At 54.2% G+C, this 24,928-nt stretch carries 19 protein-coding genes; 10 read left to right on the top strand and 9 right to left on the bottom strand.

From position 1 onward, the window contains the following. Positions 1 to 5: 5 nt before the first annotated feature. The 3 genes from FDW98_RS14780 to FDW98_RS14770 are packed head-to-tail and all read right to left on the bottom strand — an operon-like array spanning position 6 to position 3,425. Complete coding sequence (locus FDW98_RS14780; RefSeq protein WP_096758545.1) at positions 6 to 1,073, bottom strand: Gfo/Idh/MocA family protein; 1,068 nt, start codon at positions 1,071 to 1,073, stop codon at positions 6 to 8. Further along, on the bottom strand, positions 1,073 to 2,254 hold the full coding sequence (locus FDW98_RS14775; protein ID WP_096758544.1) for a Gfo/Idh/MocA family protein: 1,182 nt from the start codon (positions 2,252 to 2,254) through the stop codon (positions 1,073 to 1,075). Before FDW98_RS14775 ends, FDW98_RS14780 begins: the two co-directional genes overlap by 1 nt. Before the next feature lie 10 nt (positions 2,255 to 2,264). After that, the gene (locus FDW98_RS14770; protein ID WP_096758543.1) at positions 2,265 to 3,425 is read right to left on the bottom strand and encodes a Gfo/Idh/MocA family protein; all 1,161 of its coding nucleotides are present in this window, start codon (positions 3,423 to 3,425) and stop codon (positions 2,265 to 2,267) included. Positions 3,426 to 3,614: 189 nt separating this feature from the next. Here FDW98_RS14770 and FDW98_RS14765 point away from each other — a divergent pair, with 189 nt between their 5' ends. Continuing rightward, on the top strand, positions 3,615 to 4,667 hold the full coding sequence (locus tag FDW98_RS14765; RefSeq protein WP_096758542.1) for a LacI family DNA-binding transcriptional regulator: 1,053 nt from the start codon (positions 3,615 to 3,617) through the stop codon (positions 4,665 to 4,667). Between the two features lie 47 nt (positions 4,668 to 4,714). Here FDW98_RS14765 and msrA read toward each other — a convergent pair whose 3' ends face one another. After that, positions 4,715 to 5,353, bottom strand: a complete 639-nt coding sequence (gene msrA / locus FDW98_RS14760) for a peptide-methionine (S)-S-oxide reductase MsrA (RefSeq protein ID WP_096758541.1) — start codon at positions 5,351 to 5,353, stop codon at positions 4,715 to 4,717. A 212-nt stretch (positions 5,354 to 5,565) separates the two neighbouring features. On the opposite strand from msrA, the gene tamA reads away from it, so the two are divergent. The 3 genes from tamA to FDW98_RS14745 are packed head-to-tail and all read left to right on the top strand — an operon-like array spanning position 5,566 to position 11,419. Then, positions 5,566 to 7,299: an autotransporter assembly complex protein TamA gene (tamA, locus tag FDW98_RS14755; protein ID WP_096758540.1), complete on the top strand. Its 1,734-nt coding sequence runs from the start codon at positions 5,566 to 5,568 to the stop codon at positions 7,297 to 7,299. Further along, a complete protein-coding gene (tamB, locus tag FDW98_RS14750) occupies positions 7,296 to 11,072 on the top strand; it encodes an autotransporter assembly complex protein TamB (RefSeq protein ID WP_096758539.1) in 3,777 nt (1,258 codons plus the stop codon). The genes tamA and tamB overlap by 4 nt, the downstream gene beginning before the upstream one ends. A 2-nt stretch (positions 11,073 to 11,074) precedes the next feature. Next, a complete protein-coding gene (locus FDW98_RS14745; protein ID WP_096758538.1) occupies positions 11,075 to 11,419 on the top strand; it encodes a gamma-glutamylcyclotransferase in 345 nt (114 codons plus the stop codon). Between the two features lie 165 nt (positions 11,420 to 11,584). Here the strand turns inward: FDW98_RS14745 and FDW98_RS14740 are convergent, their stop codons facing one another. The 3 genes from FDW98_RS14740 to ppa form a co-directional block, all read right to left on the bottom strand. After that, positions 11,585 to 13,594, bottom strand: coding sequence for a TonB-dependent receptor domain-containing protein (locus FDW98_RS14740; RefSeq protein ID WP_096758537.1), 2,010 nt, complete (start codon positions 13,592 to 13,594; stop codon positions 11,585 to 11,587). An 83-nt stretch (positions 13,595 to 13,677) separates the two neighbouring features. After that, positions 13,678 to 14,748 carry a YncE family protein gene (locus FDW98_RS14735; RefSeq protein WP_096758536.1) on the bottom strand — a complete coding sequence of 357 codons (1,071 nt, stop codon included), beginning with the start codon at positions 14,746 to 14,748 and terminating at the stop codon, positions 13,678 to 13,680. A gap of 206 nt (positions 14,749 to 14,954) precedes the next feature. Next, positions 14,955 to 15,482, bottom strand: coding sequence for an inorganic diphosphatase (gene ppa / locus FDW98_RS14730; RefSeq protein WP_005134479.1), 528 nt, complete (start codon positions 15,480 to 15,482; stop codon positions 14,955 to 14,957). Between the two features lie 309 nt (positions 15,483 to 15,791). On the opposite strand from ppa, the gene ytfQ reads away from it, so the two are divergent. From ytfQ to FDW98_RS14705, 5 genes are all read left to right on the top strand, one after another. Then, positions 15,792 to 16,748 (top strand): galactofuranose ABC transporter substrate-binding protein YtfQ, encoded by a 957-nt coding sequence (ytfQ, locus tag FDW98_RS14725; RefSeq protein WP_096758535.1) that lies wholly within the window; start codon positions 15,792 to 15,794, stop codon positions 16,746 to 16,748. Positions 16,749 to 16,851: 103 nt separating this feature from the next. Further along, complete coding sequence (ytfR, locus tag FDW98_RS14720) at positions 16,852 to 18,354, top strand: galactofuranose ABC transporter, ATP-binding protein YtfR (protein ID WP_096758534.1); 1,503 nt, start codon at positions 16,852 to 16,854, stop codon at positions 18,352 to 18,354. A 13-nt stretch (positions 18,355 to 18,367) separates the two neighbouring features. After that, on the top strand, positions 18,368 to 19,390 hold the full coding sequence (gene ytfT, locus FDW98_RS14715; RefSeq protein WP_135953042.1) for a galactofuranose ABC transporter, ATP-binding protein YtfT: 1,023 nt from the start codon (positions 18,368 to 18,370) through the stop codon (positions 19,388 to 19,390). Then, positions 19,377 to 20,378, top strand: coding sequence for a galactofuranose ABC transporter, permease protein YjfF (gene yjfF, locus FDW98_RS14710; protein WP_096758532.1), 1,002 nt, complete (start codon positions 19,377 to 19,379; stop codon positions 20,376 to 20,378). Before ytfT ends, yjfF begins: the two co-directional genes overlap by 14 nt. Before the next feature lie 78 nt (positions 20,379 to 20,456). Beyond that, on the top strand, positions 20,457 to 20,969 hold the full coding sequence (locus tag FDW98_RS14705; RefSeq protein ID WP_096758531.1) for a DUF2569 domain-containing protein: 513 nt from the start codon (positions 20,457 to 20,459) through the stop codon (positions 20,967 to 20,969). Positions 20,970 to 21,007: 38 nt separating this feature from the next. Here FDW98_RS14705 and fbp read toward each other — a convergent pair whose 3' ends face one another. Continuing rightward, entirely contained in the window at positions 21,008 to 22,006 is a 999-nt protein-coding gene (gene fbp, locus FDW98_RS14700) for a class 1 fructose-bisphosphatase (RefSeq protein ID WP_096758530.1), read from the bottom strand. 175 nt (positions 22,007 to 22,181) lie between these two features. Here fbp and mpl point away from each other — a divergent pair, with 175 nt between their 5' ends. Beyond that, complete coding sequence (mpl, locus tag FDW98_RS14695) at positions 22,182 to 23,552, top strand: UDP-N-acetylmuramate:L-alanyl-gamma-D-glutamyl-meso-diaminopimelate ligase (protein WP_096758529.1); 1,371 nt, start codon at positions 22,182 to 22,184, stop codon at positions 23,550 to 23,552. A gap of 551 nt (positions 23,553 to 24,103) precedes the next feature. Here the strand turns inward: mpl and FDW98_RS14690 are convergent. Then, positions 24,104 to 24,928, bottom strand: an 825-nt coding sequence (locus tag FDW98_RS14690) for a YadA-like family protein (protein WP_170975218.1), incomplete at its 5' end; no start/stop codon positions are given.

Raw genomic sequence — 24,928 nt, 5'->3', positions numbered from 1 at the left:
CCCCATTATGCATGCGCATTGGCGAGCATTTGCGCCTTCACGCACAGCTCGGCGGCTTTAAACGCATGGGCCTGGGTCATGGCGTTTTCGGTACGGTTCAGGCAGTCGAGAATAAACTCGCCGAAGAACGGGAACCCTACCTTACCGGCGACCGGATGGCGGAATTCCCCCTCTTTATTAACCAGATACACCACATCCTGTTCACCTTGGGTAATATCGACATACTTGCGGATCTCGATATAGCCCCCGGTGCCCAGCAGCGTCAGGCGTCCGTCCCCCCAGGTGCTGAGGCCGTCCGGCGTGAACCAGTCGCAGCGGAAATAGCCCGTTGCGCCGTTCTCGCCCGCCAGCATCGCATCGCCAAAGTCTTCAAACTGTGGATACTGCGGATGATTAACGTTGCGCACCTGGCTTGCGACCACACGCGCCTCGAGGTTGTCGGTGTAAAACAGGAACTGCTCAATCTGATGACTGCCGATATCACACAGAATGCCGCCGAAATAGCGTCGATCGTAGAACCAGTCAGGACGTCCGCTGCCTTCACGATGCGGGCCGGTGCCCAGGGTCTGGATCACCCGGCCTATTGCCCCCCGCTTGACCAGATCGCCCGCAAAAACTGCGCTTTCAACGTGCAGGCGCTCGCTGTAGTAAACCGCGTACTTGCGCCCGGTCCTGGCCACCATGGCTTTGGCGTCTTCCAGCTGTTCGAGAGTGGTCAGCGGTGCTTTGTCGGTGAAATAGTCTTTACCCGCCGCCATCACCTTTAGTCCCATCGGGCAGCGTTCAGAGGGGATCGCCGCCCCGGCGACCAGCCTGACATCGCGGTCGTTGAGAATGGTCTCCAGTGAGTCAGCCACCTGCGCCTGCGGGTACTGTTGCAGGAATTTCTCCACTTTCGCCGGGTCCGGGTCGTACACCCACTTCAGGGTGGCTCCGGCTTCGATCAGCCCGTTGCACATCCCGTAGATATGACCGTGGTCGAGCGTGGCAGCGGCAATCACAAACTCACCAGGTTTTACCACCGGCTGTGGTTTGCCGGTCGGGGCGTAGTTCATTCCATCTGTCTTGTTCATTACTCTGCTCCTGAATCTAAGTCTTTACCCAGAGGGATAGCACCGACTTCCGTGAAATTGCTCACGGAGGCGGATTTCTCATAAAAATGCGGGGCTTTTGCCATCAGGCCGCCGGTACGATAAAAATCGTCGTGGCTGGGGATGGGCAGCGTTACCACCGTGCGGGTAATGGCGGATTTGTAGATAGCGGTAATCAGCTCCAGCGAACGTTTACCCTGTTCCCCGTCGACCAGTGGGGACGTCTGTTGTTCGATGGCGCTGAGCAGGTTGTCGATTTGTCCGCTATGCAGCGTCCATTGAAGCGCAGGCGTGGCATGAAACAGCGCGTCCAGTTGCTCTTCCAGTTCGCGATTATTGTCCGCTTGTGGAAAGCCGTTATCCGCCGACTGGCTGGCATACACCTTCCACGGGGCGGAGATCCGCGCCTTTTCGCCCTGAATAACGATTTTCTGATCTTCACCATGATGCACAACGGATGCGGTGAGCTGAGCCAGCGCCCCGTCTGAATATTTGAAAATGGCCGCACTGAGATCTTCCACTTCCGCGTTGTCATGGGCGACATTGCTCATCATCGCTACCACTTCGCTCGGGAAGCCGAGCATCCACTGAATGGCATCGATGTGGTGTACCGCATGATTCAGCGTGCAGCCGCCGCCTTCTTTCTGCCAGGTGCCGCGCCACCACAGATCGTAATAGCAATGCCCGCGCCACCAGAACGAGTCCACCTGTGCGTGGCAAATTTTGCCCGCAAGGCCGGAATCAACGGCGGCTTTTAAGCGCCAGAAGGCATCGGTAAAGCGGTTTTGTGCGATAACCGATAACATTTTTCCGCTGGCTTTCTGCGCGGCAATCATCGCATCACACTCTGCGAGCGAGGCGGCCATCGGTTTTTCGCACAGCACGTGTTTGCCCGCGTGCAGAGCATCAATGCTGATGTCGGCGTGGACGTACGGCGGAGTACAGACGTCGACAACGTCCACATTAATACCCGCGTCCAGCATGGCCTGATGGCTGTTGTAGACCCGTGCTTCGCTTAGGCCGTAGCGCGTTTTCTTCTCTTCGGCTTTTTCCGGCCAGATGTCGACCAGCGCGACGATCCGGCAGCGATCCGCAAACTGTAAATAGCTTTGAATGTGGTTATGGGAGATATTTCCGGTGCCGACAATGGCAATATTCAGCATGGTCATCCCCTTAACGCTGCCAGCTTGCGGAGGCGTCCAGCGTGCGGCTGGCGGTGGTTTTCTCGACCGATGAGTCGATACGCGCCTGCAACAACCGGGCATAGCGCTGCTCGTCAATCGGTAACTCAACCCAGTCATCGGTCCAGGTAGAGAGGTGCATGGCGTTGGACAGCGTCAGGCCGCGAATGCCTTCCAGACCAGGGGCGATGAGCGGTTCGCCGTGCAGGACCGCGGCGGTGAAATTGGCGGTGATGACATGATGCTCACTGCATTCTGGTGCGGTAGGGATAGTCACTTCCCAGCACTCCGGCTCGCCAAAGCCGTTTTGCCAGCGGGCGTTGAAGTCGGTTTCGGATTCACGCAGTCGCCAGAAGCGCAGGCGGCCTTCTTCCACCACCACTTTTCCGCGATCGCCGACGATCTCGAGGCGGTTGGTGCCGGGGGTTTCGGCGACGGTGGTGATGAACACGCCGGTTGCACCGTTGGCGTATTCCGCGTAGGCGGTGACCTCATCTTCTACTTCAATCTGGCGGTGTTTGCCAAACTGGCAAAACGCGCGCAAGCGTATGGGCATACCGACCAGCCATTGCCATAAATCAAGCTGGTGCGGGTCCTGATTGAGCAGTACGCCGCCGCCTTCGCCTTTCCATGTCGCGCGCCAGCCGCCGGAGTTGTAGTAACTCTGTGAGCGATACCAGTTGGTGATTATCCAGTTGGAGCGGCGCAATTCGCCTAGCTCGCCGCTGTCGATCAGATCTTTCACCTTCTGATACAGCGGGTTCGGGCGCTGGTTGTACATCATGCCGAACACCACATCGCATTCGCGGGCGCAGGTGTTCATCTCGTGGACCTGCGCGGTACAGACCCCGGCCGGTTTTTCGCACAACGTATGAATGCCAAGACGCATCGCCATCATCGATAAACCCGGATGCGCATAGTGCGGCGTAGCGACGATAACCGCGTCGACAAGCCCACTGTTCAGCATCTCCTCAGCGCTGATAAACAGTGCAACCGCATCGCCTACTAACTGGCGAATAGCGGCATGCTTGTCGGCGTTATTATCACAGACCGCCGTCAGGCAGGCGTCCTTTACGGTCCCAGCCAGCAGATAGCGGGCGTGGACGGTGCCAATATTTCCCACGCCAATAATGCCAAAGCGTAATTTTTTCATGTCAGGCCTTTTCATCAGAAATAAGGGATAAGCGGACCATAAGAAACGCCTGGAATATCGACAATGTGATTTTGTGAGAGCGGTTGCAGGATGAGGAAGAAGTTCGCACAGATATTGAAAAAGTGTTTTAGAGTCAATGAACTAGGTTTGCAAAAACTTGCAAAAATAGATTGCGAGCGAGGTCACAGAATGTCAGGCAAGCTAAAAATGGATGAAATCGCTGCCTTAACCGGGTTCTCCGTGAGTACCGTGTCGAGGGTACTGAGCGGGAAGTCCTGTACCAGCGATAAAGCTCGGGAAGCCATCGTGAAATGCGCGCGCCAGCTAGGGGTGCTTGATACGCTGGCCTGCGGGCGGCTGCTGATCAACGGGATTGCGGTCTTCGCTCCACAGCGCACATTCATTGCGCAGGGCGATGTGTTTTACCTCGAAGTGACGCGCGGTATTGCTGAAGCTATTGCGCCGCATGATGTCTATCTGAGCTACTGCGGGTTAGATGAGCAGCGAGCCGACATCAAGCTCTTTCTGGAAAAGGCCAACAACAAGAATATCAACGCCATTATTCTCATCGGCATTGATGACCCCACCGTGCATAAGCTGGCGCAGTCGCTGGGAAAACCCTGCGTGCTGATCAACTCACAGGATAAAGAAGGGGTATTGGACGCGGTCTCGCCCGATCACCGATCGATTGGCAACCAGGCGGTGCAGTATCTTTTTGAGCAGGGGCATCGGCGCATTCTCCACGTCACCAGCCTACGACGTGAAACCCTGTACTGGCGCCTGGAAGGCATAAAGGAGATCTATCGGCAGTATCAGGTGCCGTTTGATGCCCGGCGCGATCTGTTGGTGACGGAAGGATTTTCTGAACCAGAGGCGATACAGGCAATTAGCGACCGGCTACGTGAACTGCCGCAGAGCGAATGGCCGGAAGTGATTTTCTGTGCCGGGGCGTCAATGTCCAGCGGCGTTCGCCGCGTGCTGGAAGCGTTGGGGGGGCGCATTCCCGATGATATCTCGCTGATGACCACGGATGTCAAAGAACTGGATGGCCATGTGGTTTCTGCGGTCACCAGCATTACCATTCCCTGTCGGGCATTAGGCGTAGAAGCTGTGCATTTGCTGCAAAACCGCCTCAATCGCCCGGCTGCGCCGGTGTTTAATCTGCTGCTCAAGGGCAAAGTGACGGAAAGGGGAACCGTCGCCAATGCCACGCGCCATGCCGCGCTGGCGCGGGAACAATAGTTGACCCGACTGGCCCGATAAGCGTATCGCCATCGGGCAGCAGCAGATTAGTTCTGCGGCGGCAGGCACACGCCAATGCCGCCAATACCACAATATCCATAAGGGTTTTTATGCAGATATTGTTGGTGATCGTCCTCGGCATAATAGAACGGCGTGGCGGTATTAATCTCTGTCGTGATGTGGCGGTCATCGCCCGCAGCGGTCATCCCCGCCTGAAAACGCGCGAGGCTGGCATCTGCTGCACTCTTTTGCTCCGGCGTGAGCGGATAAATGGCCGAACGGTACTGCGTGCCCTGGTCATTGCCCTGACGCATGCCCTGCGCCGGGTCGTGATTCTCCCAGAACACCTGCAGCAGTTGCTCGTAGCTGATAACATGCGGGTCATAAACGATACGCACCGCTTCGGCATGGCCCGTTTCGCCAGAACAGACTTCCCGATAGGTTGGGTTAGGCGTGTAGCCGCCGGTATACCCGGCAGCCGTGCTGTAAACGCCGGGTAAAGACCAGAACAAACGCTCCACGCCCCAGAAACAGCCCATCGCGAACAGGGCGATTTCCATCCCTTCGGGTACGTGGGTCATCGAATGTTGGTTCACCGCATGCAGCGTTGCCACGGGCATCGGGGTGTTGCGTCCAGGTAGAGCATCTGCTTGAGAAACAAGATGCTTTTTATCAAATAAACTCATGGCCGTTCTCCCGAAATCAGTCATTTGGGTTAAGGTTGTAACAAGACGCGTCTTTGCCCACAATAACTGGCGTGAATACGTCTAGAGTTAAACATAAGAAATATTTGGGTTGCCGTCTGTTTTTCAACTCTTATTGTTGATTTTTTGTTAAGCCGAGGAACGGCAGAGTATTTTTTTCCAGGGGTGGGAAAAAAGGATATTCAGGAGAAAATGTGCCACATATCCGTCAGTTGTGTTGGGTGGGGTTGCTGTGCTTAAGCGGCCCGGCCGTCGCCGCAAATGTTCGCTTACAGGTCGAAGGATTATCGGGACCGCTGGAGAAAAACGTCCGTGCACAGTTGTCCACGATTCAAAGTGATGAAGTCACACCGGACCGACGTTTTCGTGCGCGCGTTGATGACGCTATTCGCGAAGGGTTAAAAGCACTGGGCTATTTTGAGCCGACCATTGATTTTGAACTGCGTCCGCCGCCGGCGAAGGGACGTCAGGTATTAATCGCTAAAGTGACGCCCGGAGAGCCGGTACTTATTGGTGGCACCGACGTTGTTTTACGCGGCGGGGCGCGCACCGATAGCGATTACCTGGATCTGCTGAAAACGCGTCCGGCAATCGGCACGGTGCTCAATCAAGGAGACTATGACAGCTTCAAAAAGTCATTAACCAGCGTAGCGCTGCGCAAAGGCTACTTTGACAGTGAATTTAATAAAAGCCAGCTGGGGATTGCGCTCGATCGTCGCCAGGCGTTCTGGGATATCGATTACAACAGCGGTGAGCGCTATCGCTTTGGTCATGTCACCTTTGAAGGTTCGCAAATTCGCGATGAGTACCTGCAAAACCTGGTGCCGTTCAAAGAGGGCAAAGAGTACGAATCCAAAGACCTGGCGGAGCTGAACCGCCGTCTCTCAGCAACCGGCTGGTTTAATTCTGTCGTGGTGGCACCAGAGTTCGACAAAGCCCGCGAAACCAAAGTGTTACCGCTGAAAGGCGTGGTCTCACCACGCACGGAAAACACCATTGAAACCGGGGTGGGCTATTCAACCGACGTCGGGCCACGGTTAAAAACCACGTGGAAAAAGCCGTGGATGAACTCCTACGGCCATAGCCTGACCACCAGTGCCAGTATCTCTGCGCCGGAGCAGGTCCTGGATTTCAGCTATAAAATGCCGCTGTTAAAGAACCCGCTGGAGCAGTATTACCTGGTGCAGGGGGGCTTTAAACGTACCGATTTGAACGACACCGAGCAGGACTCAACCACGCTTGCCGTCTCCCGCTACTGGGACCTCTCCAGCGGCTGGCAGCGTGCGATCAACCTGCGCTGGAGCCTCGACCACTTTACACAGGGTAACGTCACCAACACCACGATGCTGCTGTATCCGGGCGTGATGATCAGCCGGACGCGCTCGCGCGGCGGCCTGATGCCTGTCTGGGGCGATTCCCAGCGCTATTCCATTGATTACTCCAATACCGCCTGGGGCTCTGACGTCGACTTCTCCGTCTTTCAGGCGCAAAACGTCTGGATCCGTACGCTGTACGACAGCCATCGCTTTGTGATGCGTGGCAACCTCGGCTGGATTGAAACCGGCGATTTCGACAAAGTCCCGCCGGACCTGCGTTTCTTCGCCGGGGGCGATCGCAGTATTCGCGGCTATAAATACAAATCTATTTCGCCTGAAGGGAGTGACGGCAAGCTGAAAGGGGCCTCCAGGCTGGCGACCGGATCGCTGGAATACCAGTACAACGTAACCGGAAAATGGTGGGGGGCGATGTTTGTGGATAGCGGTGAAGCGGTGAGCGATATCCGCCGCAGCGATTTCAAAACCGGTGCCGGGGTTGGCGTTCGTTGGCAGTCACCGGTCGGGCCGATCAAGCTCGATTTAGCTGCACCGATCGGCGACAAAGATGAACATGGTTTACAGTTTTACATCGGTCTGGGGCCTGAATTATGAGTTTATGGAAGAAGATAAGCCTCGGCGTATTGATTGTTATCCTGCTGTTGTTGGGCTCCGTGGCGTTCCTCGTCGGCACGACCTCGGGCCTGCATTTGGTCTTCAAGGCTGCTAATCGTTGGGTTCCAGGGCTGGAGATTGGCCAGGTCACCGGCGGCTGGCGGGATCTGTCGCTTAAAAATATTCGCTACGACCAACCTGGTGTGGCGGTGAAGGCCGGTGAAGTACATCTGGCCGTTGGTCTTAACTGCCTGTGGGACAGCAGCCTGTGCGTCAACGATCTGTCGCTGAAAGACATCAACGTGGCGATCGACAGCAAAAAGATGCCGCCTTCTGCGCCGGTTGAGGAAGAAGACAGTGGCCCGCTAAACCTCTCCACGCCTTACCCGATCACGCTTTCCCGCGTGGCGCTTAACAACATCAATATCAAAATCGATGACACCACGGTGTCGGTGCTGGATTTTACCTCCGGACTGAACTGGCAGGAAAAAACGCTGACCCTGAAACCTACGTTATTGCAGGGGCTGTTAATCGCCCTGCCAAAAGTGGCGGACGTGGCGCAGGAAGAGGTGGTGGAACCGAAGATCCAAAACCCGCAGCCGGATGAAAAACCGCTGGGCGAAACGCTGAAAGATCTGTTCTCAAAACCTGTTTTGCCGGAAATGACCGACGTTCATCTGCCGCTGAATCTTAATATCGAAGAATTTCGCGGTGAGCAGCTGCGCGTCACCGGTGATACGGATTTAACGGTATATAACATGCTGCTGAAGGTGAGCAGCATTGACGGCAACATGAAGCTCGACGCGCTGGATATCGACTCCAGCCAGGGGGCAGTGAAGGCCAGCGGTACGGCGCAACTGACCGACAAATGGCCGGTTGATATTACCCTCAACAGCACGCTGAACATCGAACCGTTAAAAGGCGAGAAGGTGAAGCTGAAGGTTGGCGGCGCGCTGCGTGACCAGCTGGAAGTGGGTGTCAATCTGTCTGGTCCGGTGGACATGGATCTGCGTGCACAGACGCGTCTGGCGGAAGCGGGATTACCGCTCAATCTGGAGGTGGTGAGTAAGCAGGTTTACTGGCCATTTACCGGCGACAAGCAGTTCCAGGCCGATGACATCAAGCTCAAACTGACCGGCAAGATGACCGACTATACGCTCTCGATGCACGCCGCCGTGAAAGGCCAGGATATTCCTCCGGCGACCATCACGCTGGATGCCAAAGGCAATGAGCAGCAGATCAATCTCGACAAACTTAGCGTTGCCGCGCTGGAAGGTAAAACCGAACTGAAAGCGCTGGTGGACTGGCAGCAAGCCATTAGCTGGCGCGGGGAGCTGACGTTGGACGGCATCAATACGGCGAAAGAGGTGCCGGACTGGCCCTCGAAACTGAATGGTGTGATCAAAACCCGCGGTAGCCTGTACGGCGGAAGCTGGCAGATGGAGGTGCCAGAGCTGAAGCTGAGCGGAAACGTGAAGCAGAACAAGGTCAATGTGAACGGCTCACTGAAGGGTAACAGCTACCTGCAGTGGACCATCCCCGGCCTGCATCTGGAACTGGGGCGCAACAGCGCTGAGGTGAAAGGTGAGCTGGGCGTCAAAGATCTCAATCTCGACGCGACAATTGATGCCCCAAGTCTGGATAACGCGCTGCCGGGGCTGGGCGGCACAGCGAAGGGGCAGGTTAAGGTGCGTGGTACGGTAGAGGCGCCGGAACTGCTGGCGGATATCACCGCCCGTGGCCTGCGCTGGCAGGAACTGTCCGTGGCTCAGGTGCGTGTTGAAGGCGATGTGAAATCAGCGGAGCAGATTGCCGGTAACCTCAACGTGCGCGTTGAGCGGATTGTGCAACCTGATGTGAACATCAATCTGGTTACGCTGAACGCCAAAGGAAGCGAAAAGCAGCATGAGCTGCAGCTACGTATTCAGGGCGAGCCGGTCTCGGGACAGCTTGATCTGGCCGGGAGTTTTGATCGCAAAGAGCAGCGCTGGAAAGGGGAATTAAGCAATACCCGCTTCCAGACCCCGGTTGGTCCGTGGTCGCTGAACCGCGCCATTGCGCTGGATTACCGCAATCAGGAACAGAAAATCAGCATCGGGCCGCACTGCTGGAACAACCCGAATGCGGAACTGTGCGTACCGCAGACGATAGATGCCGGAGCGGAAGGTCGCGCAGTGGTGAACCTTAACCGTTTCGATCTGGCGATGCTGAAACCGTTTATGCCGGATGCCACCCAGGCCAGCGGCGTGTTCACAGGCAAGGCCGATGTGAGCTGGGACACCACCAAAGAGGGACTGCCGCAGGGGCAGGTGACGCTGAATGGACGTAATGTGAAGGTGACACAAAGCGTCAACGATGCCCCGCTGCCGGTGGCGTTTGACACGCTGAATCTCACCGCCGACCTGCACAACAACCGTGCCGAACTGGGCTGGCTGATCCGCCTGACCAATAACGGCCAGTTTGACGGTCAGGTGCAGATAAGTGACCCGCAAGGACGACGCAATCTGGGCGGGAACGTCAATATCCGCAATTTCAATCTGGCGATGGTGAACCCTATCTTCTCGCGCGGCGAAAAAGCCGCCGGGATGCTAAACGCCAACCTGCGCCTCGGGGGTGACCTGCAAAGTCCACAATTGCTCGGCCAGTTGCAGCTGAGCGGCCTGGACGTTGACGGCAACTTTATGCCGTTCGACATGCAACCCAGCCAGTTGGCCGTTAACTTCTCCGGGACCCGTTCGACAATTGCGGGCGTGGTGCGCACGCAGCAGGGAGAGATAAACCTGAGCGGTGACGCCGACTGGAGTCAGCTAGACAACTGGCGAGCGCGCATTGCGGCCAAAGGCAGCCGGGTGCGTATCACCGTGCCGCCAATGGTGCGCCTGGATGTCTCGCCGGATGTGGAATTTGAAGCCACGCCGAACCTGTTTACCCTGAACGGCAATGTCGATGTGCCGTGGGCGCGTATTGTGGTGCACGACCTGCCGGAAAGCGCGGTCGGTGTTTCCAGTGATATGGTGATGCTCAATGACAATCTACAGCCGGAGAAACCGCAGAGCGCCGGGATCCCGATCAACAGCAACCTGAACATCCACGTCGGCAACAACGTGCGTATCGATGCCTTTGGTCTGAAAGCACGTTTGACGGGCGATCTCAAAGTGGCACAGGATAAGCAGGGGCTGGGCCTCAACGGGCAGATTAATATCCCAAGCGGCCGCTTCCATGCGTATGGTCAGGATTTGATTGTACGTAAAGGTGAGCTGTTGTTCTCCGGTCCACCGGATCAGCCGTTGCTCAATATCGAGGCTATTCGTAACCCGGATGCCACCGAAGACGACGTGATCGCCGGTGTTCGCGTAACGGGTACGGCAGATGAACCGAAAGCGGAAATCTTCTCCGACCCGGCGATGTCGCAGCAAATGGCGCTCTCTTACCTGCTGCGCGGGCAAGGATTGGACAGCGAACAGAGCGATAGTGCGGCAATGACGTCTATGCTTATTGGCTTAGGGGTTGCACAAAGTGGTCAGATTGTGGGTAAAATCGGGGAGACGTTTGGCGTAAGCAATCTGGCGCTGGACACGCAAGGGGTGGGCGATTCATCTCAGGTGGTTGTCAGCGGATATGTACTGCCAGGTCTGCAGGTGAAATATGGTGTGGGTATATTTGACTCTTTAGCGACACTCACGCTACGTTATCGTCTGATGCCTAAGCTATATCTGGAAGCTGTGTCTGGCGTTGATCAGGCACTTGATTTGCTCTATCAGTTCGAGTTTTAGCAATGCGAATATTTGTTTATGGTAGTTTACGTACCAAGCAAGGTAACAGCCACTGGATGACCAACGCCCAGTTGCTGGGTAATTTCAGCATCGATAACTACCAGTTGTACAGTCTGGGCCACTATCCAGGCGCGGTTCCGGGAAACGGAACGGTACACGGGGAAGTTTATCGTATTGATAACGCCACGCTGGCAGAGCTTGATGCGCTGCGCTCGCGCGGCGGAGAGTACGCACGCCAGTTAATTCAGACGCCTTACGGAAGTGCATGGATGTATGTATATCAACGTCCGGTAGATGGGTTAACGCTGATAGAAAGCGGTAACTGGTTAGACCGCGACAAGTACTAACATATACCTGATGGATTTAGAGTTGCATCAAGGCGGCGACGCAGAGAATCCCCAGGAGCGTACATCAGTACGTGACTGGGGTAAGCGAGGAAAGCCAACGCAGAGGCAGTTTGAAAGACGACAGGTATAACACGCCACCCTCGGGTGGCGTTGTTTTTTTAAGGCTTAGAACTCCACGCGCGCGCCAAGGTTATAGCGGCGTCCTTCCACCTGAGCGGACTCACTCCATGCGGTCGTGAGTTTCGGATCCTCATCCAGCACGTTGTAGACCCCCGCCATCAGCTGTGTGTGCTTATTCAACTGGTAGCGTACGCCCACATCCACCATCGTGTAATCATCGTACTTGTTGTTATTACCGCTGTTGCGGTTGCTGCTGCGGTAGTTCACCGTACTCCACACGTCGAGGCTTTGCGTCGCCGCCCAGTTCAGCGACAAGTTCGCCATATGGCGTGGGTAATCGTTCAGCGCGTAGCCTTTGTTGACGCCGCTTTTCTGCTCGCTATGGTTGTAGGTGTAGTTGGCATTGGCTTTGACGTTGGTGCTAATTTGCCAGTCGGCGTTGAGCTCGACGCCGTACACATCGGCTTCGCTGACGTTAAAGTATTTACTCACCGAGTCGGCGTTGTAGCCATTGACTGAGCACTGGTTGGTCGCCGTGGTTTCACAAATGGTTTGTTCCGCAATCTTGTCTTTGAATTGCGTATAGAACACGGTGCCATCGAGCGACAGCACATCGCCCGTCCAGTACAGACCCAGCTCAGAGTTAACGCTTTTCTCCGGTTTTAAGTCGTCATTGCCGACCGTCAGGAAGGGATAGGGCACGGTTGAACCGTACGGGGTGACGAAGTTACTGGAGGTGGCTCGCAGTTCCGGCTTTTTATACCCGGCGGAGACGCCGCCTTTCAGCGCCCAGGCATCGTTGAATGCCCAGTTGCCGTACATTTTCGGCGTAATGTGCGTACCAAAGTTATCGTCCTGATCCATACGCGCGGAGGTCGTCAGGATGAAATCGTTGATGCTCCAGCCGTCTTCCACGAACAACGCCCAACCGTTGCGGCTGATTTTGGTAACAGGCTCCGAGCCTGGCAGCGTTTTGTTGGCGACATCAAACCGGTCGTTTAACTCTTCGCGGGTGAAGTTCGCCCCAACGGTCAGCTTATGGGTGTCGAGCGTGAAGGTGGTTTGTGAATTGGCGACGTAGTTTTCCATCTGCACATACTGCGGTGACTGCCCGTCATAAACGTATTTTGAGCGGCCTTTTTCGTAGTTAATGTAGTTAGTTGTCGCGATCGTATCGTCGGCGTACCAGCCGGTATGGGTCAGGGTGGCGGCGTTACGATCATATAACCATGACCACGGCGCACCACGTTTCTGGGTGCGGTTTTTTTCCTGCTCGCCGGTGACAACGTTGAGATCGAAGAGGTTATTTTCGCTGGCGGCCAGACCCAGCGTCATATCCACGGATTTGCGGTTATGTTTGCCGAAGTAATTATTCCGATCGTCGTCGCGACGGTCGAGCCAGTCGGCAGCCACGCTTAAGCCGAGAACATCGGGAATAATTGGCCCCATGGTGAACAGATTCATTTGACTGGTATTGCCGAGATACTGGTGTTCCTGAAGCCAGGTATTTGCGGCAATTGCCGTCGTCCAGTCTTTCGCCCCATACGGCTTTTTGGTGATGACGTTAACCACGCCGCCGATGGCATCGGAACCGTACAATGATGACATCGGCCCACGAATAACCTCGATGCGCTCAATGGCTTCCATTGGCGGTAAGAAGTTGGCTTCGGTGCCTATGTCGTGCCCATAGGGGCGTGACTGGCCGGTATTTTGTTTGACGCTGTTCACCATGAAGGCGGTATAGGACGGGTCCATGCCGCGGATCATAATGCTGCCAGCATTCATGCCGCTGCTGTTTGACACCGAGACGCCGGGAATATTTTTAATGGCTTCCCCCACGTTGCGGTCCGGCTGAATATCCAGCGTTTTACGGTCGATAACTGAAATAGTCGCCGGGGCTTCACGCTTTTGCTGCGAGAAACCGGACGCCGTAATCACCATTTCATCTTCGCTATTGCGTGAGGTTTCCGTTAATTCTTCGGCCTGCGCGGGAAAAATAACCCCGCCTGAGAATGCAACGATCCCTGTCAGCGTAATAAGTTGACGCGTTTTCATAATATAAGACACCTGAAAGTAAAAAATAAAAGCGCCACCTTGCCGCGCAACATGGCGACAAGGTGCAAAATAGTTTTTGATTATTAGTATTGAGATAAATCGATTTTCAGCACGTAGTCGGGCTTGACGCCAATCATTTTTTCCGGCTGTTTTACGCTGACATACAAGGTGTTAGCGTCCGGTGAAAGCGCCAGACTGTTAGGTAACGCATTGGTTTCAATGCTGTGTTTTACCTGAAAGGTGTTGCTGTCGACAATGCTGACCTGCTTGGCATTGCGGTGTGTAATATAAACTTCCTGACGCGTCTCGTTATAGAGAACAGCCAGTGAATTAATGACTTTGATTGGGGCAATGACTTTTCCGGTATGAATATCGACAACCAGAACATCGGCTAAATCAGGATCGGTCAGGAACGCGCGATTATTTTTGCTATCAAGGGCGATATTCAGGAAGAAATGCTTTTTAGCGGGTTCAACGGAAAAACGGTTAATTATTTTGTGGCGGGTGGTATCCAGCGTAATCAGCTCGTTTCTGCCGTTCACCACGTACAGACGATCGTTTGTAGCATCAATCGCCATGCCGGTCGGGTATTCGCCCATATTTTCAAGGGTGGCTATTTTTTCACGCTTTTGCGTATCCACCACCCAGACAACGCCTTTTTCAGCCACGCCGGAAACGTACAGGCGGTGATGTTGCTTATCCAGCACCATTTCACGCGTATGGATGATTTCCTTCGGGTTGCTGGTATCGCTCAGTTGCAGTATCGCCCGTTCTTTACCGCTGCGGGTATCGATAATCGTCACCGAACCTTCCAGCGTATTACCGACATACAGCACCTGATTTTCTTCATCCAGCGCGGTAGCAAACGCCCGGCGGCTGGTTTCGATGACTTCGGTGGTGGTGAGTTTCTCCAGATCGAGTTTGTAGATAACCCCGCGGGTTTTGTCTTTATCAAACGACGGTGAAGAGGCGGCAAAAAGCGCCTTCTGCTGGCCATCAACCGCCAACTCATACACCCCGTTACCGACGTCGCGGGTCAGGAAATCTTTCTCAGACAGCGTCTCTGCCACGCTGGGCAGGCTGGTAAAAAACAATGTTGTGGCGAGGGCCACGGCGGAATAGTGTTTCAGGGACTTCACAGTGTGGAGGTTCATTGACGTTTATTCACATTTATTTACGTGTTGCGAATGATAATGAGATCTAGTCTCATTCGCAAATAAGATGAGCAAAATGTGACTACCCAATCTGGTAGGTCAAAAAGAAAACAGCGGAGAAAGGAAAAACGAAGAGAGGGAAAATGAGAAGTAAAAAACCCTTACTAACCAGACGCTGGCGTTCAGGGTTTTGAGCTCAGGCGAACTTATTTCTTCGCACGCTCGAAGGATGCAACGATTTCAGCTTTAGCGGCTTCAGCGTTGTCCCAACCGTCAACTTTCACCCATTTGCCTGCTTCGAGATCTTTGTAATGCTCGAAGAAGTGAGTGATCTGCGCTTTCAGCAGGTCCGGCAGGTCGTTCACATCTTTGATGTGATCGTATTCTTTGCTCAGCTTGGTGTGCGGTACCGCAACCAGTTTCGCATCTTCACCGGATTCGTCGGTCATTTTCAGTACGCCAACCGGACGGCAGCGGATTACGGAACCTGGCTCCAGCGGGTACGGTGTTGGGACCAGAACGTCGACCGGGTCGCCATCCAGAGACAGGGTGTGGTTGATGTAACCGTAGTTGCACGGATAGAACATCGCAGTGGACATGAAGCGGTCAACGAACAGGGCGCCGCTCTCTTTGTCAACTTCGTATTTGATCGGATCTGCGTTCGCAGGGATCTCGATAACAACGTAGATATCTTCCGGTAGATCTTTACCGGCAGGGACGTTGAGTAAGCTCATGTCTGTTTCCTTTAAATATGCTATGGCAAACAAGTGGCGGGTATTATAGCCAACTCGCGCTGAATGTCTCCGCTTGTTTTCGATTTGCCACCTCGGATTTTCGCTTTTTCCCCCTGTCTTGATGACAGGAAAATCCATAACTTCAGCTGCATTTTTCATAGGGTAATGAAAACGATTACAAACTTGTGATTAACGTTTTATTTACTTTTTTGAAGTGTGATGTAACGCAATCCGTTACATGCTCGATTGTCTATAGTTTTTTCGCGACGGTTTATTAATCAACAATAATCACCCTACGAGGACGCACTTATGTGGAAGCGCTTACTTTTAGTCACAGCAGTTTCAGCAGCCATGTCATCTATGGCGATGGCCGCCCCTTTAACCGTAGGATTTTCGCAGGTCGGGTCTGAATCCGGCTGGCGTGCAGCAGAAACCAACGTAGCGAAAAGCGAGGCCGAGAAGCGCGGCATTACGCTGAAAATTGCCGACGGCCAGCAAAAACAGGAAAACCAGATTAAAGCGGTACGTTCATTCGTGGCGCAGGGCGTGGATGCTATTTTCATTGCGCCAGTGGTAGCAACGGGTTGGGAGCCGGTATTAAAAGAAGCGAAAGATGCCGAGATCCCGGTCTTTTTGCTCGATCGTTCCATCGATGTCAAAGACAAATCTCTCTATATGACCACCGTGACGGCCGACAACGTGCTGGAAGGCAAACTGATCGGCGACTGGCTGATTAAAGAAGTGAACGGCAAGCCGTGTAACGTTGTGGAGCTACAAGGAACCGTCGGTGCCAGCGTGGCGATTGACCGTAAAAAAGGCTTTGCTGAAGCCATTGCCAAGGCACCAAACATCAAAATTATCCGCTCTCAGTCCGGCGACTTTACCCGCAGTAAAGGCAAAGAAGTCATGGAGAGCTTTATCAAAGCGGAAAACAACGGCAAGAACATCTGTATGGTTTACGCCCACAACGATGACATGGTGATCGGGGCGATTCAGGCAATCAAAGAAGCGGGTCTGAAACCGGGCAAAGACATTCTGACCGGCTCTATCGACGGCGTGCCGGATATCTATAAAGCGATGATTGACGGGGAAGCCAACGCCAGCGTCGAGTTGACGCCGAACATGGCCGGTCCAGCCTTTGACGCGCTGGAGAAATTCAAAAAAGACGGCACCATGCCTGAGAAGCTGACCATTACCAAATCTATCCTCTATCTGCCGGATACCGCGAAAGAAGAGCTAGAGAAGAAGAAAAACATGGGCTACTAAGCCTTCATGAAAATGCCGGGGGCGCTGCGCTTGCCCGGCCTACATTAAGCGCTTTTGTAGGCCGGATAAGCGTAGCGCCATCCGGCGTAATGCAGGGGGAACCATGACCACCGACCAACATCAGGAAATCCTTCGCACCGAAGGGTTAAGTAAATTTTTTCCTGGCGTCAAAGCGCTGGATAACGTGGATTTCAGCCTGCGGCGTGGCGAGATTATGGCGTTGCTCGGTGAAAACGGAGCTGGTAAATCGACGCTGATCAAAGCGCTGACCGGCGTTTACCACGCCGATCGCGGCACCATCTGGCTTGAAGGCCAGGCTATCTCACCCAAGAATACCGCCCATGCCCAGCAACTGGGGATTGGCACCGTGTATCAGGAAGTGAACCTGCTGCCCAATATGTCGGTGGCAGATAACCTGTTTATTGGCCGCGAGCCGCGACGCTTTGGCCTGCTGCAGCGCAAGCAAATGGAAAAGCGTGCTACGGAGCTGATGGCCTCCTACGGTTTTTCCCTTGATGTGCGCGAGCCGTTAAACCGTTTTTCGGTGGCGATGCAGCAGATTGTCGCCATTTGCCGGGCTATCGATCTGTCGGCGAAAGTATTGATCCTCGACGAACCCACCGCCAGCCTGGATACCCAGGAAGTCGAGATGCTATTCGGTTTGATGCGGCATCTGCGCGATCGCGGCGTCAGCCTGATCTTCGTTACCCATTTTCTCGATCAGGTCTATCAAGTCAGCGATCGGATCACCGTTCTGCGTAACGGCGGCTTTGTCGGCTGTCGCGAAACCCGCGAACTGCCGCAGATCGAACTGGTGAAGATGATGCTCGGTCGGGAACTGGATACCCACGCGTTGCAGCGTGCGGGCCGCACGTTGCTGAGTGACAAACCGGTGGCGGCCTTCAGTGGTTTTGGCAAAAAAGGCACGATCGCACCGTTCGATCTGCAGGTCCGTCCCGGCGAGATCGTCGGCCTGGCGGGGTTGCTGGGATCGGGACGTACAGAAACCGCAGAAGTGATCTTTGGCATTAAACCTGCCGACAGCGGCAGTGCGCTGATCAAAGGCAAACCGCAGACCCTGCGATCGCCGCATCAGGCCTCGTGTCTGGGGATCGGCTTCTGCCCGGAAGACAGGAAAACGGACGGCATTATTGCTGCCGCCTCGGTGCGAGAAAATATCATCCTGGCCCTGCAGGCACAGCGCGGCTGGCTGCGGCCGATTCCGCGCAAAGAGCAAAATGACATTGCCGAGCGTTTTATCCGCCAGTTGGGTATCCGCACCCCCAACGCCGAACAGCCGATCGAGTTTCTCTCCGGCGGTAATCAGCAAAAAGTTCTGCTATCGCGCTGGCTGCTGACCAAACCGCAGTTTTTGATCCTTGATGAACCCACGCGTGGGATCGACGTTGGGGCGCACGCCGAGATTATTCGCCTGATCGAGACACTCTGCGCCGACGGTCTGGCGCTGCTGGTGATCTCTTCTGAACTGGAAGAACTGGTGGGTTACGCCGATCGGGTCATTATCATGCGCGATCGCAAACAGGTGGCCGAGATCCCGCTGGCTGGACTGTCCGTACCGGCAATCATGAACGCCATTGCGGCCTAAGGAGACTGTTGTGATGCCTCAATCTCTCCCTCAATCCAACACCGCGAAACGACGATTTCGCTGGCCGAAGGGCATGCCGCAACTGGTGGCGCTGCTGCTGGTGCTGCTGGTTGACAGCCTGGTCGCCCCGCACTTTTATCAGGTGATTTTGCAGGATGGCCGTCTGTTCGGCAGCCCGATTGATATTCTCAACCGCGCCGCGCCTGTGGCGCTGCTGGCGATTGGCATGACGCTGGTGATTGCCACCGGCGGTATCGATCTTTCCGTTGGCGCGGTGATGGCCATTGCGGGGGCAACCACCGCCGCGATGACGGTTGCCGGGCACAGCCTCCCGGTGGTCCTGCTTGCGGCATTAGGCTCCGGTATCCTGGCGGGGTTGTGGAATGGGATTCTGGTAGCCATCCTCAAGATCCAACCGTTTGTCGCCACGCTGATTCTGATGGTGGCCGGGCGCGGGGTAGCGCAGTTGATCACCTCCGGGCAGATCGTCACGTTTAACTCGCCCGATCTGTCATGGTTCGGTAGCGGATCGCTGTTGCTGTTCCCGACGCCGGTGATCATCGCGCTGCTAACGCTGGTCGCTTTTTGGCTGCTGACGCGTAAAACGGCGCTGGGTATGTTTATTGAAGCGGTCGGCATCAACATTCGGGCGGCGAAAAATGCCGGGGTGAATACCCGCGTTATCGTGATGCTCACCTATGTGCTGAGTGGTCTGTGCGCGGCCATTGCCGGGATTATCGTTACGGCGGATATTCGCGGAGCCGATGCCAACAACGCCGGGTTATGGCTGGAATTAGATGCCATTCTGGCGGTAGTGATCGGCGGCGGTTCGCTGATGGGCGGGCGATTTAACCTGCTGCTGTCGGTGGTGGGGGCGTTGATTATTCAGGGCATGAACACCGGGATTTTACTGTCCGGCTTCCAGCCGGAGCTCAACCAGGTGGTTAAAGCCATCGTGGTGCTGTGCGTGCTGGTCGTCCAGTCGCAACGCTTTATCAGCCTGATAAAAGGAGTGCGTGGTCATGATAAAACGTAACTTACCGCTGATGATCACCCTTGGCGTCTTTGTGCTGGGCTACCTCTACTGCCTGACGCAGTTCCCGGCCTTTGCCTCGACGCGCGTGATCTGCAATATCCTGACCGACAACGCCTTTTTAGGTATTATCGCCGTGGGTATGACCTTCGTGATCCTCTCCGGCGGCATCGATCTTTCCGTCGGTTCGGTGATTGCCTTTACCGGCGTATTTCTGGCAAAAGCCATTGGTTATTGGGGGATTTCTCCGCTGCTGGCGTTCCCGTTGGTTCTGGCGATGGGCTGCGCATTTGGCGCCTTTATGGGGTTACTGATTGATGCCCTGAAGATACCGGCGTTTATTATTACGCTGGCGGGAATGTTCTTTCTGCGTGGCGTCAGCTATCTGGTCTCCGAAGAGTCTATCCCGATCAACCACCCGATTTATGACACGCTCTCCAGCCTTGCCTGGAAGATCCCCGGCGGTGGTCGTCTGAGCGCCATGGGACTGTTGATGCTGGGCGTAGTGGTGATCGGTATCTTCCTTGCGCACCGTACACGCTTTGGCAATCAGGTGTACGCCATTGGCGGTAGCGCGACGTCAGCTAACCTGATGGGGATCTCGACCCGCAGCACGACAATCCGCATCTATATGCTTTCTACTGGGCTGGCGACGCTGGCCGGGATTGTCTTCTCCATTTATACCCAGGCCGGTTATGCGCTGGCAGGCGTCGGCGTTGAGCTGGATGCCATTGCTTCGGTGGTGATTGGCGGCACGTTGCTGAGCGGCGGCGTGGGCACGGTGCTGGGCACCCTGTTTGGCGTGGCAATCCAGGGATTGATTCAGACCTACATTAACTTTGACGGCACATTAAGTTCCTGGTGGACGAAGATCGCCATCGGTATTCTGCTGTTTGTTTTTATCGCCTTACAGCGCGGCCTGACGGTGCTATGGGAAAACCGCCAAAGTTCGCCGGTCACACGGGTGAATACCACGAGTGCGTCAAAATGATGTCGTGGGCTGTTTTTCGCGTATAGCGGGTAATGCGTATACACTAGGAGGCTACACTTACTTAATGGAATCAAAAGCATGAAAGGAATCGAAGGCGAAGGGCTACCGACAGCATGCGCCAGCTGTGGGGAGAACGTACTGCCTCCGGATACCCACTGCACGCGTTGTGAGAATAAAAAATATACGGGAATTGGCGGCTGGCTTTATTTACCGGCGGTGACGCTGGTGATGTCCGTCATTTCTGGGGTCATTGGCTTTTTCGGTGTGGCGATGTTTGTTTTGCACACTGAAACGGACGTGAGTGCGCTGGTTATTTTTGAACTCGTCTGTATGGCCGTTCTCTTAATGCTGCTGGTTTACACGACATTTTTGTTTTTCAAAAAGAAACGTCAGCTACCCAAGTTTTATACTGCCTTCATTTTAGGCACCACGCTTTACTACGCGATGGACAGCTGGCTGGGCGCCACGTTCTATGGCGTGGGGCTGAGCACTGACGATATAAAAGCGTTTGTTTCCTGCGCGGCCCAGATCCTTATCTGGATACCGTATTTCCGCGTATCAAAACGAGTCAAACTGACCTTCGTCAACTAAGCACGTAAATGACGCCGGATTGCTCCGGCGTCTGAGTCTTACGCGTCCGGGAACTCACGGATTAAACGTTCAACGTCTTCAACCATATGGTCGTTACCGACGAAGAATGAACGACGCTGGTGCAGACTCTCCGGGATGATATCCAGAATACGGTTTTTACCGTCACTTGCTTTGCCGCCCGCTTGCTCGGCCAGCAGGGCCATTGGGTTGCATTCGTACAGCAGGCGCAGTTTTCCATCCGGATGGCTGGCGGTGCTCGGGTACAGATAGATCCCGCCTTTCAGCAGATTGCGGTGGAAATCCGCCACCAAAGAGCCAATGTAGCGCGAGGTATACGGGCGCTGGGTGGCTTTATCCTCTTCCTGGCAGAACTTAATGTACTTCTTCACGCCATTCGGGAATTTGATGTAGTTGCCTTCGTTAATGGAGTAGGTGCTGCCTTTGGCCGGGAAACGCATGCGCTCCTGGCTGAGGCAAAATACGCCCAGAGAAGGATCGTAGGTGAACGCATGTACGCCACAACCGGTGGTATACACCAGCATGGTGGATGAACCGTAAACGACGTAGCCCGCCGCCACCTGCTTGTTACCCGGTTGCAGGAAATCCTCTTCCGTTACCGGCGTACCGACAGGGGTGACACGACGATAAATCGAGAAGATCGTGCCGACAGAGACGTTAACATCGATGTTCGATGAACCATCCAGTGGATCCATGAGTACAACGTATTTTGCGTGTTCACAGCCTTCAAAGACGACGATTTCATCTTCTTCTTCAGAGGCAATGCCCGCCACAATATCGCGTGCTTTCAGTGCAGCTTTCAGTTTTTCGTTCGCGAACAGATCGAGCTTCTGCTGAACCTCTCCCTGCACGTTCTCAGCACCGCTGGCACCCAGGATATCGACCAGACCGGCCTTGTTGATATCGCGGTGGATGATCTTGGCGCCCAGCTTTATTGCCGATAACAAAGCAGTCAGCTCACCGGTAGCATGAGAGAACTCGTGCTGCTTTTCGACAATAAATTCACCTAACGTTTTCATAACACTTTCCCTGCAAATTGTATGGAGTAAAGCGACCGCCATAATCTTAACAAATATTTCAGCCCTCGCGCTTAGGTGAATCGCGCCAGCAAACTGCGGATTATCCTGAAATGCGTTTCTCAGTTGCCTGACATGTGCGTAAAATGGCCCCCAGATTAAAAAAGGATAGTGACGTATGCGCATTCATATTTTGGGAATTTGTGGCACCTTCATGGGCGGTCTGGCGATGCTGGCTCGCTCGCTCGGTCATGAAGTAACGGGTTCGGACGCCAATGTGTATCCGCCGATGAGCACCTTACTTGAGAAGCAGGGCATCTCACTGATTCAGGGTTACGATGCCAGCCAGCTCGACCCGCAACCGGACCTGGTGATCATCGGCAATGCCATGACACGCGGTAATCCGTGCGTGGAAACGGTGTTGGAGAAGAACATTCCGTACATGTCTGGCCCGCAGTGGCTGCATGACTTTGTGCTGCGCGATCGCTGGGTGCTGGCGGTGGCGGGAACTCACGGCAAAACCACCACGGCTGGAATGGCGACCTGGATCCTCGAAGTCTGCGGCTATAAGCCGGGCTTTGTCATCGGCGGTGTGCCGGGGAATTTCGAGGTTTCTGCGCGTCTGGGTGAAAGCGACTTTTTCGTTATTGAAGCGGATGAGTACGACTGCGCATTCTTCGATAAGCGTTCCAAATTCGTACATTACTGCCCGCGTACGCTGATCCTCAACAACCTTGAGTTCGATCACGCGGACATCTTTGACGATCTGAAAGCCATTCAGAAACAGTTCCACCATTTGGTACGTATCGTGCCGGGTCAGGGACGCATCATCTACCCGGAAAACGACATTAATCTGAAACAGACGATGGCGATGGGCTGCTGGAGCGAACAGGAACTGGTTGGCGAGCAAGGTCACTGGCAGGCGAAGAAACTGACGACCGATGCCTCTGAGTGGGAAGTGTTGTTAGACGGTGAAAAAGTGGGTGAAGTGAAGTGGGGTCTGGTCGGCGAACACAACATGCACAACGGCCTGATGGCCATTGCTGCCGCTCGCCACGTTGGCGTTCAGCCTGCGGATGCCGCCAATGCGCTGGGTTCATTCATTAACGCACGTCGACGTCTTGAACTGCGCGGCGAAGCCCATGGCGTGACGGTGTATGACGATTTCGCCCATCACCCGACGGCGATTCTGGCAACGCTCGCCGCGCTGCGCGGAAAAGTCGGTGGCACGGCGCGCATTATTGCCGTGCTGGAACCACGTTCTAACACCATGAAAATGGGACTGTGCAAAGACGATCTGGCACCGTCGTTAGGTCGTGCAGATGAAGTGTTTCTGCTGCAACCGCCGCACATTCCGTGGCTGGTAGCGGAAGTCGCGGAAGCCTGCGTCCAGCCTGCTCACTGGAGCGGTGATGTTGACGCGCTGGCGGACATGGTGGTGAAAACCGCGCAGCCTGGCGATCACATTCTGGTGATGAGCAACGGCGGGTTTGGCGGTATTCATCAAAAACTGCTGGACGGCCTGGAGAAGAAAGTTCAGCAGGAGTAATTCGCCTGGTTTTGCGCTGAGCAGGTTGCCCCTAGCCCTGTGGGGATAGGGGACTTGTTTGAAGTGGTCTACTTAATTTAGATACAGTCAGAGGTTTTTGTTTTTCCATTTCGGTGGTGTTAGCCCTCCGTTGTTTTTATGTGGCCTAAGACGGTTGTAATATCCGCTCAGATACAGCATCACATCTTTCTCTGCTCCACTTCTGTTTCAGTAGCCTTCGCGCGGTAACCATTCTGTTTTCAGACTACGGAATAGCCTTTTCGCAACAGTGGTATCCCAACAATTTCCTTTGCGTCTCATACTGATCTTGATTCCATATCATTCAGCCAACTCTTGGTATGGCATGCTGCTGTACTGGCATCCCTGATCCGAATGGAACATTAATCCCTCGGGGAGCCCTAGCTCATCATCAGTGCCGTTCAATGTGGCAAATCTACAACCCATAGCGATTTTTGAATACAAAATGCCCGATGAATTTCATCGGGCATTATCAGGCTGGAAAGTGTCAATTTCTACCAGGATTAGTAACCTAAATAGTTAAACACGATTGATTAGAAACCAAAACTCAAACCAACCGCAACACCAGTATTGTGTTGGGTATCAAGAGAGGCCTTCGCAGAAAGAGTGGCATTCTTACCAACATTATAATATGCACCGGCAGCCATGGATTGTTCACCACCAAATGTAGCTGCGCCCATACCGAAGTTGAAATCATAGCCAAATTTTTGCGGAATTGCAGTCATCGCCATTGCGCCAGCAATACCTGCTTTTGCTTGTTTATCGTTATCATCAATTTTGTCATCCAGGCCATTTACTCGACCATCAAGTTGGGAGAACTTGTTATCGGTATAATTATTTGCTTGGGTGAGCGAATTATCGACATACGCTTTACCATCTGCGCGATTTTTGGCCGAAGTTGTATCGGTGTAAGCATAAGAAGTGCTGATTGCATCTGCTTTTGCGACATCAGTATAACTATTTGCCGTCGCAATCGCTTCGTTTTTGGCCGTTGTTGTGGTGGTGTTAGTATAGCTGTTGGCGGAGTCAATAGCGTCCTGCTTAGCGACATCAGTATAACTATTTGCCGTCGCAATCGCTTCGTTTTTGGCCGTTGTTGTGGTGGTGTTAGTATAGCTGTTGGCAGAGTCAATAGCGTCCTGCTTAGCGACATCAGTATATGATTTACTCTCAGCAGTGCTGTTTGCGATATCCTGAGATAAACCAGTTTCAACATCGTCTACGTGATTGCTCAAATCGTTAATAGAACTGGTGTTAGCAGCGATATCTGTGGTGTTGGCCGTGGTACGGGTGTCAACGTCTGCGATGTCCGAGGCGTTATCGGCAATGGCGCTGGTGTTGGCTGCTATGTCTGTAGT

It is taken from the genome of Citrobacter sp. wls711 (assembly GCF_005281055.1).
Classification (GTDB): Bacteria; Pseudomonadota; Gammaproteobacteria; order Enterobacterales; family Enterobacteriaceae; genus Citrobacter; species Citrobacter gillenii.
Note: the sequence above shows the minus strand (reverse complement) of the source record. Positions and strands in the feature narration are given on the sequence as shown.